Below are 23,460 nucleotides of genomic sequence, written 5' to 3' on the forward strand. Positions count from 1 at the left end.
CGGTTCTACGGGGGCACCACGCATGGCTACCGGCTATCTCTTCTGCTCCGATCCGCTCAGGGCGAGCCGGCCCGACCCGGCTTTCGCCGAGGAGGTGGCGGGCGCGAGACATTCGGGTGGGGACGTCGCGCTGATCGACCATGACGGCCGGGTGCCACGCGGCTCAGGCCCGTACTGGTACCGGGGCTGGATGGTCCCGGTACACGGGTACGAGGCCCTAGGGCCTGTTGCGAAAGTGCTGGTCACAGCCACTCATTGATGGCTGCGACGAGGATGGTGGCTTCGTAGCGGACGGCGAGTTTGTCGTATCTCGTGGCGACGGCCCGGTGACGTTTGAGGCGGTTGATCCCGCACTCGACTGCGTGGCGTTCGCGGTAGTCGGCCTTGTCGAACTTCGGCGGTCGGCCGCCACGGGAACCAAGCTTCCTGCGGTTGCGGATCTGGTCCTTCTTCTCCGGGATCGTGCAGCGGATCCCGCGTCTGCGCAGGTAGGCGCGATTCTTCCGGGAGCCGTACGCCTTGTCGGCGCGGACTTTGGCGGGCCGTTTGCGGGGACGCCCCAGCCCCTTGCGGGGTACCCGGATGCGCTCAAGTACCGGTTCGAACTGCGGGGAATCGCCGCGCTGCCCGGCCGTGATCACGATGGACATGGGTTTTTGCCCCTGCTCGACCGCGAGGTGAATCTTGGTGGTCAGCCCACCGCGTGAGCGCCCGAGCCCGTGGTCGTCCGGCTCGGTCTCGACACCTCCGGGCGGCTCCTTCTGGAGATCCCCCTTTTCACCGCACCGGCGGCGTGCTGATGGGCTCGGCACACCGTTGAGTCGACACTCACATCCCAGGTGATCAGGTCCTTCGCGTCGGCCTGGGCCTGCAGTTCGGTGAAGATCCGCTTCCAGGTGCCGTCCCGCTGCCAGCGCCGGAACAGATCGTAGACCCGGTCCCACGGCCCGTACCGCTCGGGCACATCCCGCCACGGCGTGCCGGCCCGGGTCCGCCACCGTATGCCGTTGATCAGCTGCCGCCTGGGCCATATCGGCGGCCGGCCGGACTTACTGCCCTTCGGCAAGAGCGGTCCCAGCCGTACCCACTGTTCGTCTGTCAGATCTCCACGCGCCACACCGTGATCGTTTCACAGTCAAGATCCACTTTCGCAACAGGCCCTAGTGCGTTGGCCACGAACGTGTGCCGGGTCTGGTCATGCGGCCTTGGGGCGTGGGTGGCCCCAGCGTTGCTGGCGTTCGCTGCGGACCTTGGCGCGTTCGCGGCGCTGGGCGGCCAGGACGTCGGGGTGCCGCGCGTTGGCGTTGCGCCACCGCAGGTAGTCCTGGAGCTTGCGGGCGAGGACGGTGTGGTTGGGGTGGTTCGAGTTGGCCATGACGAAGTTGCGCAGGGGCCCGAACTGCGCCTCGATCGGGTTGGCCCACGACGCGCTCGTCGGCGTCAGGCACAACTCGACCTTGTTCTTCTTCGCCCAGGTCCGGATGGTCGGGGTCTTGTTCGCCGACAGGTTGTCCATGATCACGTAGACAGGGGCGCCGTCGGGGCGAGCGGCCCGGATCGACTTCAGCGCCGAGAGGCTGTGGTCACCGCCCTTGCGGCGGCGGGTCACTCCCCACAGCTGGTCGTCGCCCAGGGAATAGCAGCCGTGGAAGTACCGGATGCCGTGGGTGCGGTGATAGGTGGCCGGCAGCCGGTCCGGTTTCTTCTCCTGGGCCCAGCCGGAGCCGTGGCAGGGGCGGATCGACAGCGGGCCGAACTGGTCGAAGGCGAAACACCGGTCCGGGAAACGACTGGTCACGTGCTCGATGCGGTCGAGTTTGGTGTCCTTGTCGGGATCCTTGGACTCCTTCCAGGTGCGGGTCCGCTGGAAGGAGATCCCGTTCTCGCGCAAGATCTGCCGCAGCCGTTCCCGGCCGATCTTCACCGTCCTCACCCGGTTGCGGGCCAGGTAGTCGGTGAGCTTGCGAAGGCTCCAGTGCGTGAAGGGACGTCCCAGCGTGACCGGGCGGGTCCGGGCCGTCGCGATGATGAACTCGCGTTCGTCATCGCTGATCAGGCGGGGACGGCCTCCCGCCCACCGAGGGTCCAGCGCGGCCAGGCCCTCCTCGTTGAACGCGTGGATCACGTCCCGGACTGTGTCCTCGTGCGCGGCGACCAACTGCGCGATCGCCGTCACGGTGGTCCCCGACGCCGACGCCATGATGATCAGTGCCCGACGCACCCGCACGGACTCGTGGCGGCCCCGCCGAACGATCTGCTGCAGCCTCTGCCCCTCTTGATCAGTCAACCGTCGCGCCCTGACCGGCTCTGCCATCTGCGACCTCACTCATCCTCAACAACAACTACGTTGCATCCAGAGTGAAGCCGACCGACCCCAGCACCCTAAACATCGATCAGCGTGTCGCCAGACCCGGCGAACGTTCGTGGCCAACGCACTAGCGCGCGGGCTGCGTGAGCGCGGCTGCGAACTGTTCACCACACCGGAGCTGTTCGGCCGCGCCCATGAACTCCCCGGCTGGTACCCGGCCTTCACCGAGCTCACCCCGCTCAGCGTCTGGCGCGCACTGCCGCCCGGCGCGCCGCCGTCCGCCGTGGAGCTCGCCCGGATCACCGCCCCGCTGGGCGCGGGTCCCGCCGTGGTCAAGGACTTCGTCAAGTCCCGTAAGCACGAGTGGGACGAGGCGTGCTTCGTTCCCGCGCTCGGCGACGCGGACCGGACCGGGGCAGTGGTCCGGCGCTTCTTCGAGTTGCAGGAGGACTCGCTCGCGGGCGGCCTGGTGATCCGGGCGTACGAGTCGTTCGTGCCGGGCGGCGAGGCCCGCGTCTGGTGGGTCGACGGCGATCCCGTCCTGACCACTGCCCACCCCGACACCCCCGGCCGGGTGCCCACCCCGGACCTCACGGCGGTACACCCGGCCGTGCGGGCGCTCGGCTGCCGCTGGGTGACGACGGACCTCGCGCTGCGCGAGGACGGAAAGTGGCGGGTGGTGGAGGTCGGGGACGGCCAGGTCAGCGGCCTTCCCGCCGGCGCGGACGCCACCCCGCTCTTCGACGCACTCACGCGCGCCGGAAGCCGCCTTCCGAGTTGATCACCTGCCCGCTGAACGATTCGGCTTCGTCCGTCGCGGGCCACGCGATGAACCGGGCCGGTCGTCCGGCATGCCCCGGCGGCGTACGACCGACCACACCCGGCCTCGTACGCCAACCACCGCATCAGCACCCGCAGTTGTCCGCGCCGACGGGCGCCGTCAGCGGATCGGCGGCGCGGCGTTCGTGGCCCTCCCGGGTCTCGACCTCGAAGCCCTCGCGGATCCAGTATTCGATGCCGCCGAGCATCTCCTTGACCTGATAGCCGAGTTCGGCGAGGGCGAGCGCCGCGCGGGTGCCGCCGTTACAGCCGGGGCCCCAGCAGTACGTGACGACCGGGACCGACTTGTCCAGGAGCTTCTCCGCCTGCTCGGGGATCAGCGCCGTCGGCAGGTGGAGGGCGCCGGGCAGGTGTCCCTGGTCCCAGGACTCGATGGAGCGGGAGTCGATCAATACGAAGCCGGGGGGCTCACCGCCGGCGAGGACCGCGGCGACGTCCGACACATCGGCGTGGAAGGCGAGGCAGGCGCCGAAGTACGCGGCGGCCGCGGCCGGGGAGGCGGGCGGTACGCGGAGCGCGGCGTTGGCGGCGGGCGGGGCCACGGAGTCGGTCGGCTGTGTCGTCGTCATGGCTCAAAATCTACGTCCCGGTGATCATCTCGGTGAAGTGAGATCTCCCGGACCTTCTCTTGATCTGCCGTTGAAATCCCTGTTGTCTTCAGTCATGACCGGATATTCACCGGACGCCACCGACTGGCGCATCCTGGAAGCCCTGCAACGCGAAGGCAGGGCCAGCTTCGCCGAGCTGGCGCGCGCCGTCTCCATGTCCGCGAGCGCCGTGACCGAGCGCGTGCGGCGACTGGAGGAAGTCGGGGTGATATCGGGATATACGGCCATTGTCGACCATGACCGGATCGGGCTGCCCATCCTGGCGTTCGTACGGCTGCGCTATCCGCACGGCAATTACAAGCCGTTCCACGACCTCCTGGAGTCGACGCCCGAGGTCCTCGAAGCGCATCACGTCACGGGCGACGACTGCTTCGTCGTCAAGGTCGCGACCCGCTCGATGCAGCACCTGGAGCAGGTGTCCGGCCGGTTCGGCGCGCTCGGCTCGGTCACCACGAGCGTGGTGTACTCTTCGCCGCTGCCACGGCGCGCGCTCAGCCGCTGACCCCCGCGGTGTGATGCAGCACCACGGATCCGTGCCGGTCCTTGACGACCTCCAGCTGCGTGGTGACGCGGCGCCGCAGGTCGGCGACATGGCTGACGATGCCGACGGCGCGGTCCCGCTCCCGCAGTGAATCCAGTACATCGAGCACCTCGTCCAGGGTCTGCTCGTCGAGGCTGCCGAAGCCCTCGTCGATGAAGAGCGTGTCCAGCCGTACGCCGCCGGCCTCGTCGGTGACCACGTCGGCGAGGCCGAGCGCCAGGGCGAGGGAGGCGAAGAAGGTCTCGCCGCCGGAGAGCGTGGCGGTGTCGCGCTCGCTGCCCGTCCACGCGTCGACCACATGCAGGCCGAGCCCGGAGCGGCCGCGCCCGCCCACTCTGGCGTCGGAGTGGACCAGGGTGTAGCGGCCCGATGACATCCGCTGGAGACGCTCGGTGGCGGCTGCCGCGACCTGCTCCAGACGGGCCGCCAGTACGTACGACTCCAGTCGCATCCGGCGTTCGTTGTCCGTCGAGGTGCCCGCGGTGAGCGAGGCGAGGCGGGCAACCCGCTCGTACCGCTCGCGCAGCGGGCCGATCCTGCGGTTCTCGTCGGCCGCCTGCCGGGAGAGCGAGGTGAGTGCCGTGCTGCGCTCCCGGGCGGCGTCGAGGGCCGACGTGGCGTCGAGCAGTCCGCGCTCGGCGGCGTCGAAGACCACCTGGGCCTGCTGCGGCGCGGCATCGGGCCGCTCGGCCGCGGCGGCGGTCCGCGGCTCGGCCAACCGGTCGGCCACCGCTGCCTGTTCGTATCGCCAGGCATCGATCCGGTGCTGGAGGTCACGCTGAGCGGCGTCGTCGAGCAGCGCCTCGGCGGCGGCGCGCGGGGTGTCGAACCCGGCCTTGAACGCCGCGTCGGCGAGCCGGTCGTCGGCCTCCTTGAGGCGCCGCGCGGTGGCTTCGACCGCTCGTACGGCATCGGCCGCTTCGCCGAGCAGCCGGACCCGGCGCTCCAGTAGCCCGGCATGCTCGGCGACGCTGCCCGCACCGCCGCGGGCCCGAGTCAACTCGGCTTCCAGCGCTGCCTGTTCGCGGTCGAGCGCTTCGCGCTGCGAGGTGCGGGCCGCGGAGCGCCGCTCGGCCTGCTGCTGGGCGTCGACCCGGCCCGTGTGCTCACGCTCGGCGCGCACCAGCGCCTCACGCGCCGCGTGCGTGTCCGCGGCCAGCGCGTGGGCCGCACCATGCTCCCGCGTCAACTCATCTGCCAGGGCGCGCAGTTCGGCCACACTGGAGCCGCCGGCCTCGGCCCTGGCTGCCGCGCACTCCTCCCGGACCACCGCGAGCGCGCGCTCCGCATCGGCCCGCGAGCCCTCGGAGCGGGTGTGCTCGGCGTACGCCGCTTCTTCCGCCGTACGGTCCACATGCCCGGCCCCGGCCCTGGCCGGTGCGGGGTGTTCGGCCGCGCCGCAGACCGCGCAGGGTTCGCCGTCGCGCAGCCCGGCCGCCAACTCGGCGGCGATGCCGAGCAGTCGGCGCTCCTTGAGGTCGAGCCAGGTCTCGCGCGCGCCGGCCGCCCGCTCGCGGGCCGTGCGCAGCCGGTCCTCGGCGGTGGCCACCTTCTCGTCGAGGGCGTCACGCTTGCGGGCGGCGTCGAGCCGGTGGCGGGCCGGTTCGAGGCGGCCCGCGAGATGCTCGGCGCGGGTCACGGCGTCCTGGGCCGCCTCGATGCGCTCCTGGCCGCGCTGCCGGGTCGCGGCCCAGCCCGCCAGCCAGTCGGCGGCGTCCCTGAGGAGGTCCTCGTCGGCGCGGGCGTGCCGCTCCAGGTCCGCGCGCTCCCGGCCGATCTCCTCGCTGCGCCGCTCGGCCCTGCGGGCGGCTTCGAGGCCGCCGAGGTCCTGGCGCAGCTTGCGCTCAAGTGCGGCGAGCTGCTCGGCCCCGGCGTCGGCGAGGTCCTGCGGCAGCCCGTTGCGGGAGCGCTCGCGGGTCGCGGTCGCCGCGTGATGCTCGCGCTCGGAGTCGTCACGCAGCGCCAGGGCGGGGGCGACCCTGTCGGCCTTGCCCGCCCGGTCCTGGCGGGCGCGCAGCCGCTCATGGTCGGGGCGCCCGGCTTCGAGGGCGTCGTGGCGCCGGTGCGCGTCGGCGTACCGCTGCTGGAGGGCGGCCAGTTCGCGCTCGTCCTCCAGGGCCCGGCGCGCTGCGGCCCGGCGGCTCTCGGCGGCGGCCACCGCAGATTCCGCGATGTCGAGGCGTTCGCGCGCACCGCAGCGTGCGACGGCGGCCCATTCCCGCACGGCTGCGGCGAGCCCGGGGGCGCCGGGCCGCGGCGCGGGCAGCGGTTTGTCGCGCGCGTCGGCGCTGTCGCCCGCGGCCTGCGCCATGCGCTGGGCGAGGGCGAGCAGCCGCTCGTCGCCGGCGCGCACCAGCTGTTCGGCGGAGCGCCGCAGTTCGGCCAGGCGGTCCTCGACGGCAGCGAAGCGGCGGGTGTCGAAGAGCCGGCCGAGGAGCTTGCCGCGGGCCTCCGCGTCGGCCCGCAGGAAGCGGGCGAAGTCCCCCTGGGGCAACAGCACGACCTGGCAGAACTGCTCCCTGCTCATGCCGACGAGCTGCTCGATCTCCTCGCCGATCTCCTGGTGGGAGCGGCTCAGTGCCTGCCAGCCGTGGTCGGGGCCGTACTCGCGCAGCCAGCTCTGCGCCTTGTCGGTCGTGGTGCCCGCGCGTCCGCCCTTCTTGGGACGGTCCTGGGCGGGACGCCGGGTGATCTCCAACCGCCGTCCGCCGACCGTCAGTTCAAGGCAGACCTCGGTGACCGAGCCCGGCGCGGCGTGATCGCTGCGCAGCGAGGCCCCCGGGCTCTGGCGCGCACCGGGGACGGCGTTGTACAGCGCGTAGCAGACCGCGTCGAGGACGGAGGTCTTCCCGGCGCCGGTCGGGCCGTGCAGCAGGAAGAGGCCGGCGGCGCTGAGCGCGTCGAAGTCGATTTCCTGGGCGGCGCCGAAGGGCCCGAAGGCCGTGATGCGCAGCTGGTGCAGTCTCACCGGGCCACCTCGTGCGCCAGGTCCTGAGTGAGCGCGGTGTCCACCCGTACATCGTCGAAGGCATCGTGCAGGACGGTGCGCTCCCGCTCGTCGGGGCCGGCGCCACCGCGTACATGGGCCACGAAGTCGTCCGCGATCTGCTGGTCGCTGCGCCCCTTGAGGCGCTGGGCGTACGAGGCGGAGGGGTCGTCGGCGGCCCGCTCGGGGTCGAAGACGAGGCTGATGGTGTGCGGGAAGCGGGCGCAGAGCCGGGCCATGGGCTCGGCGGGGCGGGTGGGATCGGTCAGGGTCGCCTCGATCCAGGAGTCCTCGTGCCGCTCCAGCGCCGGGTCGGCCAGCAACTCCTCGAAACGGCCGCGGATCCGGGCGACAGCCCTGGGCACCGGACAGTCGAGGCGCTCCGCCTCGATCTCCCCGGCGGGCCCGAGGTCGATCAGCCACATCGTCTTGCGGTGGGTGGCTTCGGAGAAGGAGTAGGCGAGCGGTGAGCCCGAGTAGCGCACCCGGTCGGTGACGGCCTGTGCGCCGTGCAGATGGCCGAGGGCGACATAGTCGACGCCGTCGAACACTCCGGCCGGGACGGACGCGACGCCGCCGATGGTGATGTCGCGCTCGCTGTCGCTCGGCTCGCCTCCGGCGACGAAGGCATGGGCGAGGACAACGGACCTGGTGCCCTCGGGCCGCCCGGCGAGGTCGGCCCGCACCCGGTCCATGGCCGCCCCGATCACGGCTTCGTGCCCCGCCCTGGCCGCCTTGAATTCCTCACGTACCAGGGCCGGTTCCAGGTAGGGCAGCCCGTAGAACGCCACCTCGCCGTGCGCGTCGGCGAGCATGACGGGCGTGGCGCAGTTGGCCGGGTCGGTACGGAGGTGGATTCCGGCCCGTTGGATGAGGCCGGCGCCGACACCGAGCCTGCGCGCCGAGTCGTGGTTCCCGGAGATCATGACGGTCGGTACACCCGCGTCGGCGAGCCGGTGCAGCGCCCGGTCGAAGAGGGCCACGGCGGAGAGCGGCGGCACGGCCCGGTCGTACACGTCCCCCGACACAAGCACCGCGTCCACGTCCTGCTCACGCACCGTCGTCACCAGGTGGTCGAGGAACGCGGACTGGGCCTCCAGCAGACCCACCCGGTGGAAGGACCGTCCCAGGTGCCAGTCGGATGTGTGCAAAATCCTCAAGATACGGCTCCGACCTGCATGTTTCCCCTTCTCCACCCCCTGGGGACCGCAGCACATCGGCGCGGGTCCCGGCTGTCACCACGGACCACGCTATCGCCGCTCGGCACCTCATCCACCACAGACCTCAATCTTCGCCGGGCAGGCGTGCCGGGCACGAGAGGCTGCACCGCGCCCTACCGCGCCGGGCGCCGTACGCGACTCACGCGTCGCCGTACGCCTCGCCGCCCAGCTCGAACACAGCGGTGCCCGCCGTGGCGTCGGCGAGCCAGGCCCGGAAGGGGGCCACGTCCGCTTCCGGCAGGCCGACCTCGATCGTGACGGCGGCTCCGTAGCGCACATCGCGCACCGCCCGCCCGGTCGTCCGCAGATCGTTCTCCAGCCTGCCCGCGCGCTGGTGGTCGACGGTGACGGTGGCCAGCCGGAAACGCTGCCTGGTGATGGTGCCGAGCGTGTCGAGGGCCTCGCCGACCACTCCGCCGTACGCCCTGATCAGCCCGCCCGCGCCGAGTTTCACGCCGCCGAAGTAGCGGGTGACGACGGCAACGGTGTAGCGGACCTCGCGGCGCATGAGCATCTGGAGCATCGGCACGCCTGCGGTGCCGCCCGGCTCGCCGTCGTCGCTAGCCTTCTGCACGGAGGCGTCCGCGCCGATGACGTACGCGAAGCAGTTGTGCGAGGCCGTCGGGTGTTGCTTGCGGACGCGGGCGACGAAGTCCTGCGCCGCGCGCTCGGTCGCGGCGGGGGCGAGTGAGCATAGGAAGCGCGATCTGTTGATCTCGGCTTCGTGCATGCCTGGGTGGGCGACGGTCCGGTACTGCTCCTGCATTCGGCCCACCCTATGCGGCCCGGCGGAAACGCCCCAGGTCCGGGCATGTCCCGCCGGGCCGCACCGGGCCAGGCTCCTGCTACTTCCGCAGCAGCAGGGTCACACCCGCGAGCACCAGCGCGATGACCAGGGCCGCGACGCCGTACGGGAACCGCTGGGCGCGCAGACCCGGCACGAGGCGGTCGACGGCGAGTCCGCCGGCGCCGGTCAGGGTGAGTGCGGCAGCGGCCGCGATGAGCACGACCTCGTACTCCACTCCCTCGGGGGCGAAGAACGCACCGCTCCACTTCACGGCGAGCGCGTTGAGCATGGTGCCGACGACGGCCGCGCCGGCCAGCGGGGTGAGCAGGCCGACGGCGAGTCCGAGCCCGCCGAACGTCTCGGTGAGACCGGCCACGACGGCCATCGCCTTGCCCGCGGGGTAGCCGCTCGCGGTGAAGAACTGGGCGGTGCCGTCGAGTCCGCCGCCGCCGAACCAGCCGAAGAGCTTCTGCGAACCGTGGGCGGCCATGGTCAGGCCGAGGGCCAGGCGCAGCACGAGCAGACCGACGTCGTAGGCGTGCGGTGAGGGGGCCTGACGGGGCGTGCCGGTGGTGACCGGGCTGAGCATCGTGGTGGGGGGAGTCATGTGAGGGGCTCTCTCCTGTGTCGGGACCCGGGCGCGGGGCCGCCCGGGGTTGCTCGTGACCGGTTACTTGAAACTTCAAGCCACACACGACGACGATACACAGCGGTACAACCTTGAACAACAAGATCCCCGTTACATCCGGATTTCCGGCGCCCCGCGATGCGCTCCCTGACGCACTCCTGGCACTCTCCCCCGACACACTCCCCGGCGCGCTCACCTGAGCGCCACTTGATCACGATCCGGTCTCGCTCTGCGGTCAGGGGCTTGCCCGCATCCGTGTAATCGATTCCAATCATCGATGTAATCGATTCCATGACCTCATTGGCCCTGGTTTCGAGCCGCACGGATTCCACAAGGAGGTGGTCCGGCGATGGCGAGCATCAAGGATGTCGCGGCCGAGGCGGGAGTATCCGTCGCCACGGTTTCGCGCGTCCTCAACAGCCATCCCTCCGTCAGCCCCGAGGCACGCTCTCGTGTCCTCGCCGCGGTCGAAGTCCTCGGCTACCGCCCCAACGCGGTCGCCCGGTCGCTGCGCACCGACCGGACGCGCACTCTCGGCCTGGTCATCAGCGACGTACTCAACCCGTACTTCACCGAACTGGCCCGCTCCGTCGAGGAGGCGGCCCGCGCGCTCGGCTACAGCGTCATCATCGGCAACGCCGACGAGCGGCCCGAGCTGCAGGACCACCATGTGCGTACGCTGCTCGACCGCCGCATCGACGGGCTGCTCGTCTCCCCCACCGACGGGGCGTCCCCGCTGATGCTGGACGCCACACGCGGCGCCACCCCGATGGTCTTCGTGGACCGCTGGATCCCCGGCGTCGACGTCCCCGTCGTTCGCGCCGACGGCTGCCTCGCGGTACGTGACCTGGTCGCCCACCTGTACGGCCTTGGCCACCGCCGGCTCGCCATCATCGCGGGCCCGGCAGCGACCACCACCGGCAGCGAGCGCGTCGAGGCCTTCCGCGACGCGCTGCTCGCGCACGGGCTGCCGCTGCCCGACGCCTACGTCGGCCAGGGCGACTTCCAGGCCGACAGCGGCCGTCGCGCCACCGAGCGGTTCCTCGCCCTCGACGAGCCGCCCGAGGTCATCTTCGCCGCGGACAACCTGATGGCGCTCGGCGCGCTGGACGCGATCCGCGCACACGGCCTGCGCGTCCCGCACGACATCGGGCTCGCCGCCTTCGACGACATTCCGTGGTTCGTGCACACCGATCCGCCGATCACCGCGATCGCCCAGCCGACCGGCGACCTGGGCCGGGCGGCCGTACAGGCGCTGATCGACCTCATCGAGGGCCGCCCTCCGGAGTCGGTCACCCTCCCCGCCCGCCTTGTCGTACGCCGCTCCTGCGGCGAGCCCGCTTCGGACCAGAGGAGCACCCTGTGAGCAGCCCGGACGAGTTGCTGCGTATCGAAGGCATCCGTAAAACCTTCCCCGGCGTCGTCGCGCTCGACTCCGTCGACTTCGACCTGCGCCGCGGCGAGGTGCACGTACTCCTCGGCGAGAACGGCGCGGGCAAGAGCACCCTCATCAAAATGCTCTCCGGCGCCTACCGCCCGGACAGCGGCCGCATCCTCGCCGAGGGTCGCGAGGTACGCATCCACGGCGCCCAGGACGCCGAGCGGCTGGGCATCGCCACCATCTACCAGGAGTTCAACCTGGTGCCCGACCTGACGGTCGCCGAGAACATCTTCCTCGGCCGCCAGCCGCGCCGCTTCGGGCTGATCGACCGCGGGCGGATGGAGTCGGACGCCGAGGAACTGCTGCGCCGGGTCGGCGTGCGGGTCTCGCCGCGGACCAAGGTGCGCGAACTGGGCATCGCCCGGCTCCAGATGGTGGAGATCGCCAAGGCGCTCAGCCTGGACGCGCGGGTCCTGATCATGGACGAGCCGACGGCCGTCCTCACCTCCGAGGAGGTGGACAAGCTCTTCGGGATCGTACGGACGCTGCGCGACGACGGCGTCGGCGTTGTCTTCATCACCCACCACCTCGAAGAGATCGCCGCGCTCGGCGACCGGGTCACCGTGCTGCGCGACGGGCGCAGCATCGGCCAGGTCCCCGCCTCGACACCCGAGGACGAGCTGGTACGGCTGATGGTGGGGCGCAGCATCGAGCAGCAGTATCCACGCGAACGCCCGGATGCAGGGCAGCCGTTGCTCTCGGTGCGCGGGCTGACCAGGGGCGGCGTCTTCCACGACGTCAGCTTCGAGCTGCGCGCCGGGGAGGTCGTCGGCCTCGCCGGGCTCATCGGCGCCGGGCGCACCGAGGTGGCCCGCGCCGTGTTCGGCGCCGACCGCTACGACACCGGCAGCATCGAGGTCCAGGGCGAGCCGCTCGCAGGACACGACGTGAACGCGGCGATGGGCGCCGGAATCGGCCTGGTGCCCGAGGACCGCAAGGGCCAGGGCCTGCTGCTCGACGCCTCCGTGCAGGAGAACCTCGGCCTGGTCACGCTGCGCTCGGCGAGCCGAGGCGGACTCGTGGACCTCAAGGGTCAACGCACCGCCACCGCCCGGATCGCCGAGCAGCTGGGGGTACGGATGGCCGGCCTCAGCCAGCATGTCCGCACCCTGTCCGGCGGCAACCAGCAGAAGGTCGTCATCGGCAAGTGGCTGCTTGCCGACACGAAGGTGCTGATCCTCGACGAGCCGACCCGGGGCATCGATGTCGGCGCCAAGGTCGAGATCTACCAGCTCATCAATGAGCTGACGGCCTCCGGACACGCCGTCCTGATGATCTCCAGCGATCTGCCCGAAGTGCTGGGCATGAGCGACCGCGTGCTGGTCATGGCGCAGGGCCGCATCGCGGGCGAACTCCCCGCCGAGAGCGCGACCCAGGACGCGGTGATGGCACTCGCCGTCGGCACGGCCCCCGTAACAACTCCCGCAGTGAACGAAGTGGAGGGCCCCCGTGGCCACTGACACGCATCTGAAGAACACGGGCGCCGGTGGCGCCTCGGCGGTCCGCCGCTTCCTGCTCGAAAACGGTGCGCTGAGCGCACTCGCGGTCCTGGTGGTGGCGATGTCGCTGCTCTCCGGCGACTTCCTGACCACCCAGAACCTGCTCAATGTGGGCGTGCAGGCGGCCGTCACCGCGATCCTCGCGTTCGGCGTCACCTTCGTCATCGTCTCCGCGGGCATCGACCTGTCGGTCGGCTCGGTGGCCGCGCTTTCCGCGACCGTCCTGGCCTGGTCGGCGACGTCCGAGGGGGTGCCGGTGTGGCTGGCGGTCATTCTCGCCGTCGCCACCGGCATCGCCTGCGGCTTCGTCAACGGCGCGCTCGTCAGCTACGGCAAGCTGCCGCCGTTCATCGCCACCCTCGCCATGCTCTCGATCGCCCGCGGCCTGTCGTTGGTGATCTCGCAGGGCAGCCCGATCGCCTTCCCCGACTCGGTCTCCGTGCTGGGTGACACTCTCGGCGGCTGGCTGCCGGTCCCCGTCCTGGTGATGATCGCGATGGGGCTGATCACAGCCCTGATCCTGGCCCGTACCTACATCGGCCGTTCGATGTACGCGATCGGCGGCAACGAGGAAGCGGCGAGGCTCTCCGGCCTGCGCGTGAAGCGGCAGAAGCTCGTCATCTACGCACTGTCCGGCCTCTTCGCCGCCGTCGCGGGCATCGTGCTCGCGTCGCGTCTGACCTCCGCGCAGCCGCAGGCCGCGCAGGGGTACGAGCTGGACGCGATCGCGGCGGTCGTCATCGGCGGCGCCAGCCTGGCGGGTGGCGTCGGCAAGGCGTCCGGCACCCTCATCGGCGCGCTGATCCTCGCCGTGCTGCGCAACGGCCTCAACCTGCTGTCCGTGTCCGCCTTCTGGCAGCAGGTCGTCATCGGTGTGGTCATCGCGCTCGCCGTCCTGCTCGACACCCTGCGCCGCCGCGCGGGCGGCGGAGCGGCGCCCGCAGCCACCGGCGGATCGGGACCCGGCTCCGGATCCGGGCGCGGGAACGCGGCGAAACTCGCGATCGCCGCAGTGTGTGTGGCGGTCGTCGTGGGAGGCGTGTCCTACTTCAACTCCGGCTCCTCCGGTACGAGCACCAAGGTGGGCATGTCGCTCTCCACGCTCAATAACCCCTTCTTCGTACAGATGAAGGAGGGCGCACAGGCCGAGGCGGATGCCGCGGGGGTCGACCTCACCGTCACCGACGCGCAGAACGACGCGTCCCAGCAGGCCAACCAGCTGCAGAACTTCACCGGCGAAGGAATGAAGTCGATCATCGTCAACCCGGTGGACTCGGACGCGGTGGGGCCCTCGGTACGGGCCGCCAACAAGTCGAACATCCCGGTGATCGCCGCCGACCGCGGCGTCAACAAGGCCGACACCGCGACCCTCGTCGCGTCCGACAATGTCGCCGGCGGCAGGCTCGCCGCGAAGACACTGGCCGAGAAGCTCGGCGGCAAGGGCGAGATCGTCACCCTGCAGGGCACCGCGGGCACCTCCGCGAGCCGCGAGCGCGGCAAGGGCTTCGCCGACGGTCTGAAGGCGTACCCGGGTATCAAGGTCGTCGCCACCCAGCCCGCGGACTTCGACCGCACCAAGGGCCTGGACGTCATGACCAATCTGCTGCAGACCAATCCCGACATCACCGGCGTCTTCGCCGAGAACGACGAGATGGCACTCGGCGCGGTCAAGGCGCTGGGCAAGAAGGCGGGCGGCTCGGTGTCCGTGGTCGGTTTCGATGGAACTCCCGACGGTCTGAAGGCGGTCGCAGCGGGCACCCTCTACGCGTCCGTGGCCCAGCAGCCGAAGGAACTCGGCAGGATCGCCGTCCAGAACGCGGTCAAGGCCGCGCAGGGCAAGAAGGTCGACAGCATGGTGAAGGTACCGGTCAAGATCGTCACCAAGAAGAACGTCGCCGATTTCTCCTGATCCGCACAGCCCTCACCCCCCACCCCCCAGTGAAAGAAGACCGCTCATGCAGCACTACGACCTGCTGGTCGTAGGGTCGGCCAACGCCGACCTGGTGATCGGCGTCGAGCGCCGCCCCGCGCCCGGTGAGACCGTGCTCGGCTCCGACCTCGCCGTCCACCCGGGCGGCAAGGGAGCCAACCAGGCGGTCGCAGCCGCCCGCCTCGGCGCCCGTACGGCCCTGCTGGCCAGGGTCGGCGACGACGCACACGGGCGGCTGCTCCTTGAGTCCCAGCGCGCGGCCGGGGTGGACACCGGTGGTGTCCTCGTCGGCGGTGCGCCCACCGGGGTCGCGCTGATCACGGTGGACCCCTCGGGCGACAACAGCATCGTGGTCTCCCCCGGCGCGAACGCCAGGCTGACCCCCGAGGACATCCGGGCCGCGAAGGATCTGCTCGGCGCGGCCCGGGTGGTGTCGGTGCAGTTGGAGATTCCGCTGGAGACCGTGGCCGAGGTGGTGCGTACGCTGCCGTCGGGCACCCGGCTCGTGCTCAATCCCTCACCGCCCGCGCCGCTCTCCCCGCAGGTGTTCGCCGCCTGCGATCCGCTCGTCGTCAACGAGCACGAGGCCCGGTTCGTCCTGGGCGAGTCGGCGGGACAGGATCCGGAGGACTGGGCGCGCGGGCTGCTCCGTCTCGGCCCACGGTCAGTGGTGATCACGCTGGGCGCGGCGGGCGCGCTCGTCGCCGACGGCCGCACGGACACCTGTGAACGAGTCCCGAGCCCGCGGGTCGACGCCGTGGACACCACGGGAGCGGGTGACGCCTTCACCGCCGCTCTGGGCTGGCGGCTCAGCCTCGGCGACGACCTGGTGAAGGCTGCCGCTTTCGCGGTCAGGGTGGGCGCCGCCGCCGTCACCCGGGAAGGCGCGCAGCAGTCCTTCCCGACGGCCGAGGAGGTCGGCGCCCCGTGAAGAAGGCAGGCATTCTCAATCGGCATCTGGCCGGAGCACTGGCCGAGTTGGGCCATGGCGACGGGGTCCTGATCTGCGACGTGGGCATGCCCATCCCGGTGGGGCCGCGGGTCGTCGATCTGGCCTTCCGGGCGGGAATCCCGTCGTTCGCCGAGGTGCTCGACGGGCTGCTGGCCGAGCTGGTGGTGGAAGGCGCGACGGCCGCGCGCGAGGTGCGGGGGGCGAATCCGACGACGGCGCGGCTGCTCGACGTACGCCTCCCGGGCCTGGAGCTGGTCCCGCACGAAGAACTCAAGGCGCTGTCCGCCGGTGCCAGGCTCGTGGTGCGGACCGGCGAGGCCAGGCCCTACGCGAACGTCCTGCTGCACTGCGGGGTGTTCTTCTAGCGGGCACCGACGGCGACAGGCGCGGGAATCGACGACGACGGCCGTACGTTGGACTCCGCGAACACCCCGACCTGCTGGAGGCAGCACATGTATGGCGACCCGGCGACGATCCGCAGGATCCTGACGGAACTCGGCGACACCTGGGCGGTGGTGGGCCTGTCCGCCAACCAGTCACGGGCGGCGTACGGCGTCGCCGATGTGCTGCAGCGTTTCGGCAAGCGCGTCGTGCCCGTGCACCCCAAGGCCGAGACGGTCCAAGGGGAGCGGGGCTACGCCTCGCTGGCGGACATCCCCTTCGACGTCGACGTGGTGGACGTCTTCGTCAACAGCGAGCTCGCGGGCGGTGTCGCCGACGAGGCGGCGGCGATCGGCGCGAAGGCCGTCTGGTTCCAGCTCGGCGTGATCGACGGGGCGGCGTACGAACGCACCCGTGCGGCAGGCCTCGACATGGTCATGGACCGCTGCCCGGCGATCGAGATCCCGCGGCTCGGCTGATCCGGTCGACGGACAGTCCTGGCTGCGTCAGACCCCGAGGCCGTCCAGCACCACGGCGCCCGGCAGGCCCGCGAAGGCCTTGCCGGGCACGATGAGCTTGCCCCGGCGGCTGCCGCTGCCGATCAGGACCCAGTCGGCGTCGACGACGGCGGCGTCCACGAGCAGCGGCCAGCCGGCGGGCAGGCCGATCGGGGTGATGCCGCCGTACTCCATGCCCGACTCGCCGACAGCGGTGTCCATCGGGGCGAACGACGCCTTGCGCGCGCCCAACTGCCCCCGGACCACACCGTTCACGTCGACGCGGGTACCGGCGAGGACCACACAGGCGGCCAGAGTGCTCTCGCCGCCCCGCTTGCCGACGACGACCACACAGTTGGCCGAGGCGTCGAGCAGCTCCGCGCCGTAGTGCTCGACGAAAGCCGCGGTGTCGGCGATCTCCGGGTCGGTGTCGACGTAGATGAGCTGCTCGGCCGGTACGTCACCGCTCCAGGCGCGCACGGCGTCGGCCACGGGCGCGATGAGCAGCTCCAGGCAGTCGGGGGCGGGTCGGGCGTCGTCGAAGTCACCGATGGGAGCGCGCATACGGGCACGCTAACAGCCGCCCCGGTCGGCCGTGTTGGCCGTCTCAGCGGGCGCGCGGATCTCAGCAGGCGGATCTCAGCGGGCGGGCGGAATGGACACGGCCATTACCATCTCGACCGTCTCGGAGCCGTCGTTGCGGTAGGCGTGCGGGGCATTGGCCTCGAAAGTCGCGGACGCCCCGGCCGCGACGATGTGCGGCTCGCCGTCCACCAGGAGGGTCAGGTCGCCCGCGGTGACGTGGAGCAGTTCGATGGTGCCTTCCGGGTGCGGGTCGGAGGCGCTGGCGTCGCCGGGCATCAGCCGCCAGGACCACAGTTCGAGCGGGCCGCGGGCCTCGGTGCCGACGAGCAGCTTGGTGTAACTGCCCGCTTCCGTGGACCACATGCGTACCGCCTGGTCCTGAGGTACGAGCCTGACCTGCGGCCCCTGCTCGAAGTCGAGCAGCGTGGTGATGCTGATGCCCAGCGCGTCGGCGAGCTTCACCGTGGTGCCCACGCTGGGGTTCGTACGGGCTTGCTCGATCTGGATGATCATGCCGCGGCTGACTCCCGCGCGGGCGGCCAGCGCGTCGAGGGTGAAACCCCGCTCACCGCGCCAGCGCTTGAGGTTGCGGGCGAGCGACTGTGTGAGCTGGTCGAGGTCCGACACATTCCGTCCAATATTTTGGATGACAGGGTGCATCACAGTGAACTATGGTCCGGTGTACTGGATCGTTCACCACACTGTACTGCGAGGCCTGTGATGACTGCACTGTTCGCCCTGGCCACCAGCTTGTTGTGGGGGCTGGCCGACTTCGGCGGCGGGCTGCTCACCCGGCGTATGCCCGCCCTGACGGTGGTCGTCGTGTCCCAGGCGATCGCCGTGGTGGTGCTCGGTGCGACCGTCGTGGCCACCGGGGCGTGGAGCGAGGCGGGACCGCAGCTGTGGTTCGCGGTCGCGGCGGGTGCGGTCGGGCCGGTCGCGATGCTCAGCTTCTACAAGGCCCTCGCGCTGGGCCCGATGGGCGTGGTCTCCCCCATCGGCTCGCTGGGTGTCGCGGTGCCGGTGACGGTCGGGCTCGTTCTAGAAGGCTGCTGAAAATCTTTTGCGTTCTGGCCCCGGGCCGGCAGGTCCGGGGCCAGCCTTGTAGGCATGCAGGGGGAATGGGCCGGGGAGCCGGTCGGGCCGGATGTGTGGGAGACCTGCCGGGAGTTGATCCCGGCAGGGAGCGTGTACGCGTTCCTGGCCGAGTACCGGGAGGCGTTGTTCCCTGCGGAGTTCTTCGCGGACATGTACCCGTCGGCCAACGGGCGGCCGTCGCTGCCGCCGCAGGTGCTGGCCTCGACGGTGGTGCTGCAGTCCCTGACCGGGCTGTCGGACTTCGAGTCGGTCCAGGAACTCCGCTGTGATCTGCGGTGGAAGGCGGCTTGCGGGCTGGGCCTGCACGACATGGCCTTCGATCCGTCGTTGCTGACCTACTTCCGGCGTCGGCTTGCCCGCTCCGGCGACCCGACGCGGATCTTTACCAAGGTCAAAGAGGTCGTGGCCGCGACCGGGGTGCTGAAGGGCAGGACGCGGCGGGCGCTGGACTCCACCGTCCTGGACGACGCTGTGGCCACCCAGGACACCGTCACCCAGATCGTCTCGGCGATCCGCCGGGTGATCCGCGAGGTCCCCGGCGCCGTCACGGTCGCCGGACAGTGGTGCACCGCCCACGACTACACCGACCCGGGCAAACCGAAGATCGCCTGGAACGACGGGGCGGCCCGGGCCGCGCTGGTGGACGCCTTGGTCACCGACGCCCTCAACCTCCTGGGCCGTCTGCCCGAACGCGAGCTGGGCGAGAGAGCGGCGAACGCGATGGGCCTGCTCGCCCTGGTCGCCGGGCAGGACGTGGAGCCCGCCGAGGACTCCGACGGATCCGACGGACGCTGGCGCATCACCCGGGGCACCGTGCCCGACCGCACCGTGTCCACTGTCGACCCCGACGCCCGGCACATCCACAAGAACCGCACCCGCCACCAGGAGGGCTTCCGGGGACACGTCTCCTTCGAGCCCGAGGCCGGACTGTTCACCGCCGTCGCCCTGACCAGCGGCCACGGCCCCGGCAACCACGAAGCCGCCGTCGCGCTCGACCTGCTGGCCGACGAGGACACTGCCGACGGCCAGACACTGACCGTGCTCGGGGACGCCGCCTACGGCACCGGCGCCCTGCGCGAACAACTCACCGAGGCCGGCCACACAGCGGTGATCAAACCGCCACCGCTGCGGCAGACCGTCCCCGGCGGCTTCACCATCGACGACTTCCACGTCGACACCGAGGCCGGCACGGTGACCTGCCCGGCCGGCAACACCGCGAACCTGGGCCGCGTCAAAGCCGACGGCAACCGGACGGCCCAGTTCAAGCGCCAGTGCGCCGGCTGCCCGCTGCGGGAACGCTGCACGACCTCCAAGACCGGACGCGCCCTCAACGTCCACGCCCAGCACGCACTCCTCGCCGCCGCCCGGCACCAGGCCGCCACCGACACCACCTGGCAGGAGGAGTACCGCCGCTGGCGGCCCCCGGTCGAACGCGCCATCGCCTGGCTCGTCGCCCACGGCCACCGCCGCGTCCGCCACCGAGGCGTCATCGCCAACAACATCGCCCTCCACCACCGCGCCGCCGCACTCAACCTCCGCCGACTGATCAAACTCGGACTCACCCGAGTCAACGGCACTTGGACCCTCATCCCGGCCACCCCATAACAAAGAGGGCCACCCGGCCCACGGCCGGACAGCCCCCTCAACAAGATTTTCAGCAGCCTTCTAGGCGAGCGCCCCGGCCTGCTGCAGTTCGCCGGGATCGCGGTGGCGGTGGCCGGCGTGGTGCTGGCGAGCGGGCCGCAGCTGCGCGGGGCGCCGGTGCAGCGGCAGGCGATCGTGCTGACGCTGATCGCCGCGGTCGGCTTCGGTGCGGTGCTGGCACTGATCGCCGAGGCGTCCACGACGCTCGTCGGGCTCTTCCTCGCGCTGTTCGTGCAGCGTGTGACCAATGTGGCCGTGGGCGGCGCGGCGCTCTACGTGTCGGTGAAGCGCGGCAACCCGGCGCTGCCCGAGGGCCACGGGATAAGGGTGCTCTGGTCCACGCTGCCGGCGCTGGCCTTCATCGGCCTGGCCGATGTGGCGGCGAACGGTACGTATTCCATCGCCGCGCAGATCGGGCCGGTGACCGTGGCCGCGGTCCTCGCCAACCTCTACCCGGTGGTCACGGCGGTGGCGGCGGTCGTGATCCTCAAGGAACGGCTGCGCGGGGTGCAGGCGGCGGGGGCCGGGATCGCCCTGGCGGGCTCGGTGCTGCTGGCGGCGGGGTGAGACACACCCAGCCCGTCCGGCGTTTGAGGACACGCCCGAAGGGCGTCCGGGGGTCTGGGGGCTTGCCCCCAGCTACGGGAAGGGGCGGGTAGGGGCGGGTAGGGGAACAGCGCCGCAGGCAACCCACACCCGCACCCACCCCCCGCCTACTCCACCGTCTCCGCATCCAGCGCCCCCAGCGCCAGCAGCTGCTGCGGGGTGACGCCCTCCGGGATCGGCACCGGCGCAGGCGTCCGCAGCGGCGGTTGCCACCCCTTCTCCTCGTCCCAGCTCCGCACCACCCGCGCGGGCGCCCCCGCCACCACCGAGTGGTCGGGCACCTCGCCCCTGACGACCGCGCCCGCCGCGACCACCACGTTGCGGCCGAGCCGCGCGCCCGGCAGGATCACCGCGCCCGTGCCGATCCAGCAGCCGGGACCGATCTCCACCGGGTCCATGCGCGGCCACTGCTTGCCGACGGGGACGCCGGGGTCGTCGTAACTGTGATTGGTGGAGGTGACGTACGTGTGGGGGCCGAAGTACACGTCGTCGCCGATCGTGACCCGCGTATCGGCGATGACGTGGCTGCCGCGACCGAGCACCACACCGTTGCCAAGGGTCAGGATCGGGTCGGGGCCGAGGTCGAGACCCGGCATCATCCCGGCCGTCAGGGTGACCTGCTCACCGATGATGCAGTGGTCGCCGAGCCGAATCCATTCCTCCCCGAACACCGTGCCCTGCGGGAACGCGAGCTTCGTGCCGAAGCCGATCGCCCCGAAGCGCAGCGGGCCGGGGCGCTCCGCGCTGACCGCTCCGGCCTCCCGCACCCACCGCCACCCGCCGTGCACAGCGCGGGTCACCAGACGGCGACGCCAGGCAGTCAGCGATGAGAATGTGTCTCTGTTCTTCGGCACGCGCACACGGTAGTCGGCCGGGCCGATCGGGGCGGGCGAGCCGACCTGTGATCTTCACCCCACCCGGGCGCCGGGCTGCGCACCGCCCCTTACGGTGCCGTTGAGCGCGCAGGCAAGGCAACAGGGAGACGGTTATGACACAGCAGGCACTCATCGCAGGCGTGGGCGGCAAGGAGCCGGAGATCGACCCCACGGCCTTCGTCGCGCCGACCTCCGTCGTGATGGGCGACGTCACGATCCGCGCCGGCGCCGGCATCTGGTACCAGACCGTGCTGCGCGCGGACTGCGGGCCGATCGTCCTCGGCGCCGACACCAACATCCAGGACAACTGCACCGTGCACGTCGACCCCGGCTTCCCGGTCACCGTGGGCGAGCGGGTCTCCGTCGGGCACAACGCCGTCCTGCACGGCTGCACCGTCGAGAACGACGTACTGATCGGCATGGGCGCCACGGTGCTCAACGGGGCACACATCGGAGCCGGATCACTGGTCGCGGCGCAGGCCCTCGTGCCCCAGGGCATGCGAGTGCCCCCGGGCTCCCTGGTGGCCGGCGTGCCCGCGAAGGTGCGGCGGGAGCTGACCGAGGAGGAGCGCGAGGGCATCAAGCTGAACGCCGCGGTGTACCTGGACCTGGCCAAGGCCCACCGCGAGGCGCACGCCGGGTAGGGCCCCTATTCGGCGGCCGCAGGGACCTTCTCGGAACCGGGCGAGGCATCCGCCCCGTCCGGTACGGCGGCCGCCCGCTCCGCCTCCGCCTGCGCGGCGGCCTTCTTCGCGCGGTTCTTGAGGACGAGCATCGACCCGACACCGAACAGCACCGCGAACAGCAGCCCCAGCCACGAGAAGCGCTTCAGCCACGCCTCCGCGACGACGCCGACCGAGTAGATGACGGCCGTGGTGCCGCCCGCCCACAGGATGCCGCCGAAGACATTGGCGATGAGGAACTTCCAGTACGGCATGTGCAGGACGCCGGCCAGCGGACCCGCGAAGATCCGCAGCAGCGCGACGAAGCGGCCGAAGAAGACCGCCCACATGCCCCACTTCTCGAACGACCGCTCCGCAATGGCGATGTTCTGCTCGCCGAAATGCTTGGGGAACTTCCGGTCCAGCCACGCGAGCAGAGGTCGGCCGCCCCTGCGCCCGATCGCGTAGCCGATCGAGTCACCGATGATGGCGCCCGCCGACGCGCACGCGCCGAGGACGTACGGATCGATGTCGCCGTGCTGGGAGGCGAGCAGCGCCGAGCTGACAAGGACGATCTCACCCGGCAGCGGAATGCCCAGACTCTCCAGCCCGATCACCACCCCCACCAGGAGGTAAATGCTGACCGCGGGAACGGTCTCTAGCCACTCCTGGATGTGCAACGCCGGTTCCTAACGTCGAGTAGAACTGCCCGCGGTGCGCCCCCGTGGCGCACGGCGGGCAGCCTACCCGCTCCCCCGGACCGGGCACGACCGGGCCGTGACGCGACGTCAGGCGTTGGGGCGCAGGGTCCAGACCACGGTCATCTCGCCCGTCACGGCGCCGTCCTCGCGCTGGATGGAGATGTGCACGGGGAACTCGGGACGTTGTCCGGCGTCGAGCTCCGCGACCACGTCGGCCACCGGGCGGCCCAGCGTCGCGGTGGCCGTCACCACACCCATGGCAAGCTTCTTGTAGCCGATCTCCGCCGTGACGGCGAGCGGCACGGCACGTGACAGCTGGTCCCCGAAGGCCGCGATGACGATCGCGCCGCTCGCCGACTCGGCCAGCGTGAACATCGCTCCGGCATGCGGGCCGCCGACGTGGTTGTGGTAGTCGGCCTGGTCCGGCAGCCGTACGACGGCGCGCTCCGGGGTGGTCTCCAGGAAGTCGAGGTTGAGGGTGCGGGCCATGGGGACGGTCGCGACGAGCATCTCGCCGACGGACATCTGATCTGCGCTCATGAAACGCGATGTTACCCACGAGTAGGCAACTTGGCCATCCCTCTGCCCGCCCCCGCCGCCCCCCGCGCCCGCCCCGGCGCACGGCCCTATGAGGGGGCGCACGTGGCGACTGTTACGCGACCCCTCTATCG

The 23,460-nt window shown here is 71.2% G+C and carries 21 protein-coding genes and 3 pseudogenes; 12 read left to right on the forward strand and 12 right to left on the reverse strand.

What is annotated here, in order from left to right:
* Positions 1–242: 242 nt before the first annotated feature.
* Positions 243–1,117 (reverse strand): IS5 family transposase gene (locus ABCR94_RS27730; protein WP_521977949.1). Its coding sequence is split into 2 segments (ribosomal slippage): positions 243–727 and positions 727–1,117, totalling 876 coding nucleotides; the frame shifts between segments, so codons are not numbered across the junction.
* A gap of 78 nt (positions 1,118–1,195) precedes the next feature.
* Entirely contained in the window at positions 1,196–2,314 is a 1,119-nt protein-coding gene (locus ABCR94_RS27735) for an IS630 family transposase (RefSeq protein ID WP_347116969.1), read from the reverse strand.
* 121 nt (positions 2,315–2,435) lie between these two features.
* On the opposite strand from ABCR94_RS27735, the pseudogene ABCR94_RS27740 reads away from it, so the two are divergent.
* Positions 2,436–3,089 (forward strand): annotated as a pseudogene (locus ABCR94_RS27740) (ATP-grasp domain-containing protein); the annotation flags it as partial.
* A 124-nt stretch (positions 3,090–3,213) separates the two neighbouring features.
* Here ABCR94_RS27740 and ABCR94_RS27750 read toward each other — a convergent pair.
* Complete coding sequence (locus tag ABCR94_RS27750; RefSeq protein WP_347122807.1) at positions 3,214–3,717, reverse strand: rhodanese-like domain-containing protein; 504 nt, start codon at positions 3,715–3,717, stop codon at positions 3,214–3,216.
* Between the two features lie 94 nt (positions 3,718–3,811).
* Here ABCR94_RS27750 and ABCR94_RS27755 point away from each other — a divergent pair, with 94 nt between their 5' ends.
* Entirely contained in the window at positions 3,812–4,258 is a 447-nt protein-coding gene (locus ABCR94_RS27755) for an Lrp/AsnC family transcriptional regulator (protein WP_347122809.1), read from the forward strand.
* Here ABCR94_RS27755 and ABCR94_RS27760 read toward each other — a convergent pair.
* From ABCR94_RS27760 to ABCR94_RS27775, 4 genes are all read right to left on the reverse strand, one after another.
* Positions 4,248–7,265: an AAA family ATPase gene (locus ABCR94_RS27760; RefSeq protein ID WP_347122811.1), complete on the reverse strand. Its 3,018-nt coding sequence runs from the start codon at positions 7,263–7,265 to the stop codon at positions 4,248–4,250. The two genes, ABCR94_RS27755 and ABCR94_RS27760, sit on opposite strands and share 11 nt — an antisense overlap.
* Positions 7,262–8,443 (reverse strand): exonuclease SbcCD subunit D, encoded by a 1,182-nt coding sequence (locus ABCR94_RS27765; protein ID WP_347122813.1) that lies wholly within the window; start codon positions 8,441–8,443, stop codon positions 7,262–7,264. The genes ABCR94_RS27760 and ABCR94_RS27765 overlap by 4 nt, the downstream gene beginning before the upstream one ends.
* Before the next feature lie 199 nt (positions 8,444–8,642).
* On the reverse strand, positions 8,643–9,269 hold the full coding sequence (locus tag ABCR94_RS27770; protein ID WP_347122814.1) for a YigZ family protein: 627 nt from the start codon (positions 9,267–9,269) through the stop codon (positions 8,643–8,645).
* 79 nt (positions 9,270–9,348) lie between these two features.
* The gene (locus tag ABCR94_RS27775) at positions 9,349–9,897 is read right to left on the reverse strand and encodes a DoxX family protein (RefSeq protein WP_347122815.1); all 549 of its coding nucleotides are present in this window, start codon (positions 9,895–9,897) and stop codon (positions 9,349–9,351) included.
* A 370-nt stretch (positions 9,898–10,267) separates the two neighbouring features.
* On the opposite strand from ABCR94_RS27775, the gene ABCR94_RS27780 reads away from it, so the two are divergent.
* From ABCR94_RS27780 to ABCR94_RS27805, 6 genes are all read left to right on the forward strand, one after another.
* Positions 10,268–11,284, forward strand: coding sequence for a LacI family DNA-binding transcriptional regulator (locus ABCR94_RS27780; protein WP_347122817.1), 1,017 nt, complete (start codon positions 10,268–10,270; stop codon positions 11,282–11,284).
* Positions 11,281–12,819 (forward strand): sugar ABC transporter ATP-binding protein, encoded by a 1,539-nt coding sequence (locus ABCR94_RS27785; protein ID WP_347122818.1) that lies wholly within the window; start codon positions 11,281–11,283, stop codon positions 12,817–12,819. The genes ABCR94_RS27780 and ABCR94_RS27785 overlap by 4 nt, the downstream gene beginning before the upstream one ends.
* Complete coding sequence (locus tag ABCR94_RS27790) at positions 12,809–14,767, forward strand: ABC transporter permease/substrate-binding protein (protein ID WP_347122820.1); 1,959 nt, start codon at positions 12,809–12,811, stop codon at positions 14,765–14,767. Before ABCR94_RS27785 ends, ABCR94_RS27790 begins: the two co-directional genes overlap by 11 nt.
* A gap of 46 nt (positions 14,768–14,813) precedes the next feature.
* On the forward strand, positions 14,814–15,719 hold the full coding sequence (locus ABCR94_RS27795) for a ribokinase (protein ID WP_347122822.1): 906 nt from the start codon (positions 14,814–14,816) through the stop codon (positions 15,717–15,719).
* Positions 15,716–16,105, forward strand: coding sequence for a D-ribose pyranase (gene rbsD, locus ABCR94_RS27800; protein ID WP_347122823.1), 390 nt, complete (start codon positions 15,716–15,718; stop codon positions 16,103–16,105). Before ABCR94_RS27795 ends, rbsD begins: the two co-directional genes overlap by 4 nt.
* Positions 16,106–16,192: 87 nt before the next feature.
* On the forward strand, positions 16,193–16,600 hold the full coding sequence (locus ABCR94_RS27805) for a CoA-binding protein (RefSeq protein WP_347122824.1): 408 nt from the start codon (positions 16,193–16,195) through the stop codon (positions 16,598–16,600).
* A 27-nt stretch (positions 16,601–16,627) separates the two neighbouring features.
* Here ABCR94_RS27805 and ABCR94_RS27810 read toward each other — a convergent pair whose 3' ends face one another.
* Positions 16,628–17,182 carry a YbaK/EbsC family protein gene (locus tag ABCR94_RS27810; RefSeq protein WP_347122826.1) on the reverse strand — a complete coding sequence of 185 codons (555 nt, stop codon included), beginning with the start codon at positions 17,180–17,182 and terminating at the stop codon, positions 16,628–16,630.
* Between the two features lie 75 nt (positions 17,183–17,257).
* A complete protein-coding gene (locus ABCR94_RS27815) occupies positions 17,258–17,830 on the reverse strand; it encodes a helix-turn-helix domain-containing protein (RefSeq protein ID WP_347122828.1) in 573 nt (190 codons plus the stop codon).
* A 93-nt stretch (positions 17,831–17,923) separates the two neighbouring features.
* Between ABCR94_RS27815 and ABCR94_RS27820 the strand changes: the two are divergent.
* From ABCR94_RS27820 to ABCR94_RS27830, 3 genes and pseudogenes are all read left to right on the forward strand, one after another.
* A pseudogene (locus ABCR94_RS27820) lies at positions 17,924–18,247 on the forward strand (EamA family transporter); the annotation flags it as partial.
* A 66-nt stretch (positions 18,248–18,313) separates the two neighbouring features.
* The gene (locus tag ABCR94_RS27825) at positions 18,314–19,906 is read left to right on the forward strand and encodes an IS1182 family transposase (RefSeq protein WP_347118091.1); all 1,593 of its coding nucleotides are present in this window, start codon (positions 18,314–18,316) and stop codon (positions 19,904–19,906) included.
* Between the two features lie 57 nt (positions 19,907–19,963).
* Positions 19,964–20,512, forward strand: a pseudogene (locus tag ABCR94_RS27830) (EamA family transporter); the annotation flags it as partial.
* Between the two features lie 146 nt (positions 20,513–20,658).
* On the opposite strand, the gene ABCR94_RS27835 reads toward ABCR94_RS27830, so the two are convergent.
* The gene (locus tag ABCR94_RS27835; protein ID WP_347122830.1) at positions 20,659–21,405 is read right to left on the reverse strand and encodes an acyltransferase; all 747 of its coding nucleotides are present in this window, start codon (positions 21,403–21,405) and stop codon (positions 20,659–20,661) included.
* Positions 21,406–21,539: 134 nt separating this feature from the next.
* Here ABCR94_RS27835 and ABCR94_RS27840 point away from each other — a divergent pair, with 134 nt between their 5' ends.
* Entirely contained in the window at positions 21,540–22,070 is a 531-nt protein-coding gene (locus ABCR94_RS27840; protein WP_347122832.1) for a gamma carbonic anhydrase family protein, read from the forward strand.
* Positions 22,071–22,075: 5 nt separating this feature from the next.
* Here the strand turns inward: ABCR94_RS27840 and ABCR94_RS27845 are convergent, their stop codons facing one another.
* Positions 22,076–22,768, reverse strand: a complete 693-nt coding sequence (locus ABCR94_RS27845; protein WP_347122834.1) for a DedA family protein — start codon at positions 22,766–22,768, stop codon at positions 22,076–22,078.
* 108 nt (positions 22,769–22,876) lie between these two features.
* Positions 22,877–23,314, reverse strand: a complete 438-nt coding sequence (locus ABCR94_RS27850) for a DUF4442 domain-containing protein (RefSeq protein ID WP_347123114.1) — start codon at positions 23,312–23,314, stop codon at positions 22,877–22,879.
* Positions 23,315–23,460: the final 146 nt, after the last annotated feature.

The organism is Streptomyces changchenzhani (assembly GCF_039766235.1).
GTDB lineage: Bacteria > Actinomycetota > Actinomycetes > Streptomycetales > Streptomycetaceae > Streptomyces.

Coding starts and splice junctions, on each gene's coding strand:
- ABCR94_RS27735 (WP_347116969.1), bottom strand. CDS start 2,314: ATGGCAGAGCCGGTCAGGGCGCGACGGTTGACTGATCAAGAGGGGCAG.
- ABCR94_RS27750 (WP_347122807.1), bottom strand. CDS start 3,717: ATGACGACGACACAGCCGACCGACTCCGTGGCCCCGCCCGCCGCCAAC.
- ABCR94_RS27755 (WP_347122809.1), top strand. CDS start 3,812: ATGACCGGATATTCACCGGACGCCACCGACTGGCGCATCCTGGAAGCC.
- ABCR94_RS27770 (WP_347122814.1), bottom strand. CDS start 9,269: ATGCAGGAGCAGTACCGGACCGTCGCCCACCCAGGCATGCACGAAGCC.
- ABCR94_RS27775 (WP_347122815.1), bottom strand. CDS start 9,897: ATGACTCCCCCCACCACGATGCTCAGCCCGGTCACCACCGGCACGCCC.
- ABCR94_RS27780 (WP_347122817.1), top strand. CDS start 10,268: ATGGCGAGCATCAAGGATGTCGCGGCCGAGGCGGGAGTATCCGTCGCC.
- ABCR94_RS27795 (WP_347122822.1), top strand. CDS start 14,814: ATGCAGCACTACGACCTGCTGGTCGTAGGGTCGGCCAACGCCGACCTG.
- ABCR94_RS27805 (WP_347122824.1), top strand. CDS start 16,193: ATGTATGGCGACCCGGCGACGATCCGCAGGATCCTGACGGAACTCGGC.
- ABCR94_RS27810 (WP_347122826.1), bottom strand. CDS start 17,182: ATGCGCGCTCCCATCGGTGACTTCGACGACGCCCGACCCGCCCCCGAC.
- ABCR94_RS27825 (WP_347118091.1), top strand. CDS start 18,314: ATGCAGGGGGAATGGGCCGGGGAGCCGGTCGGGCCGGATGTGTGGGAG.
- ABCR94_RS27840 (WP_347122832.1), top strand. CDS start 21,540: ATGACACAGCAGGCACTCATCGCAGGCGTGGGCGGCAAGGAGCCGGAG.
- ABCR94_RS27850 (WP_347123114.1), bottom strand. CDS start 23,314: ATGTCCGTCGGCGAGATGCTCGTCGCGACCGTCCCCATGGCCCGCACC.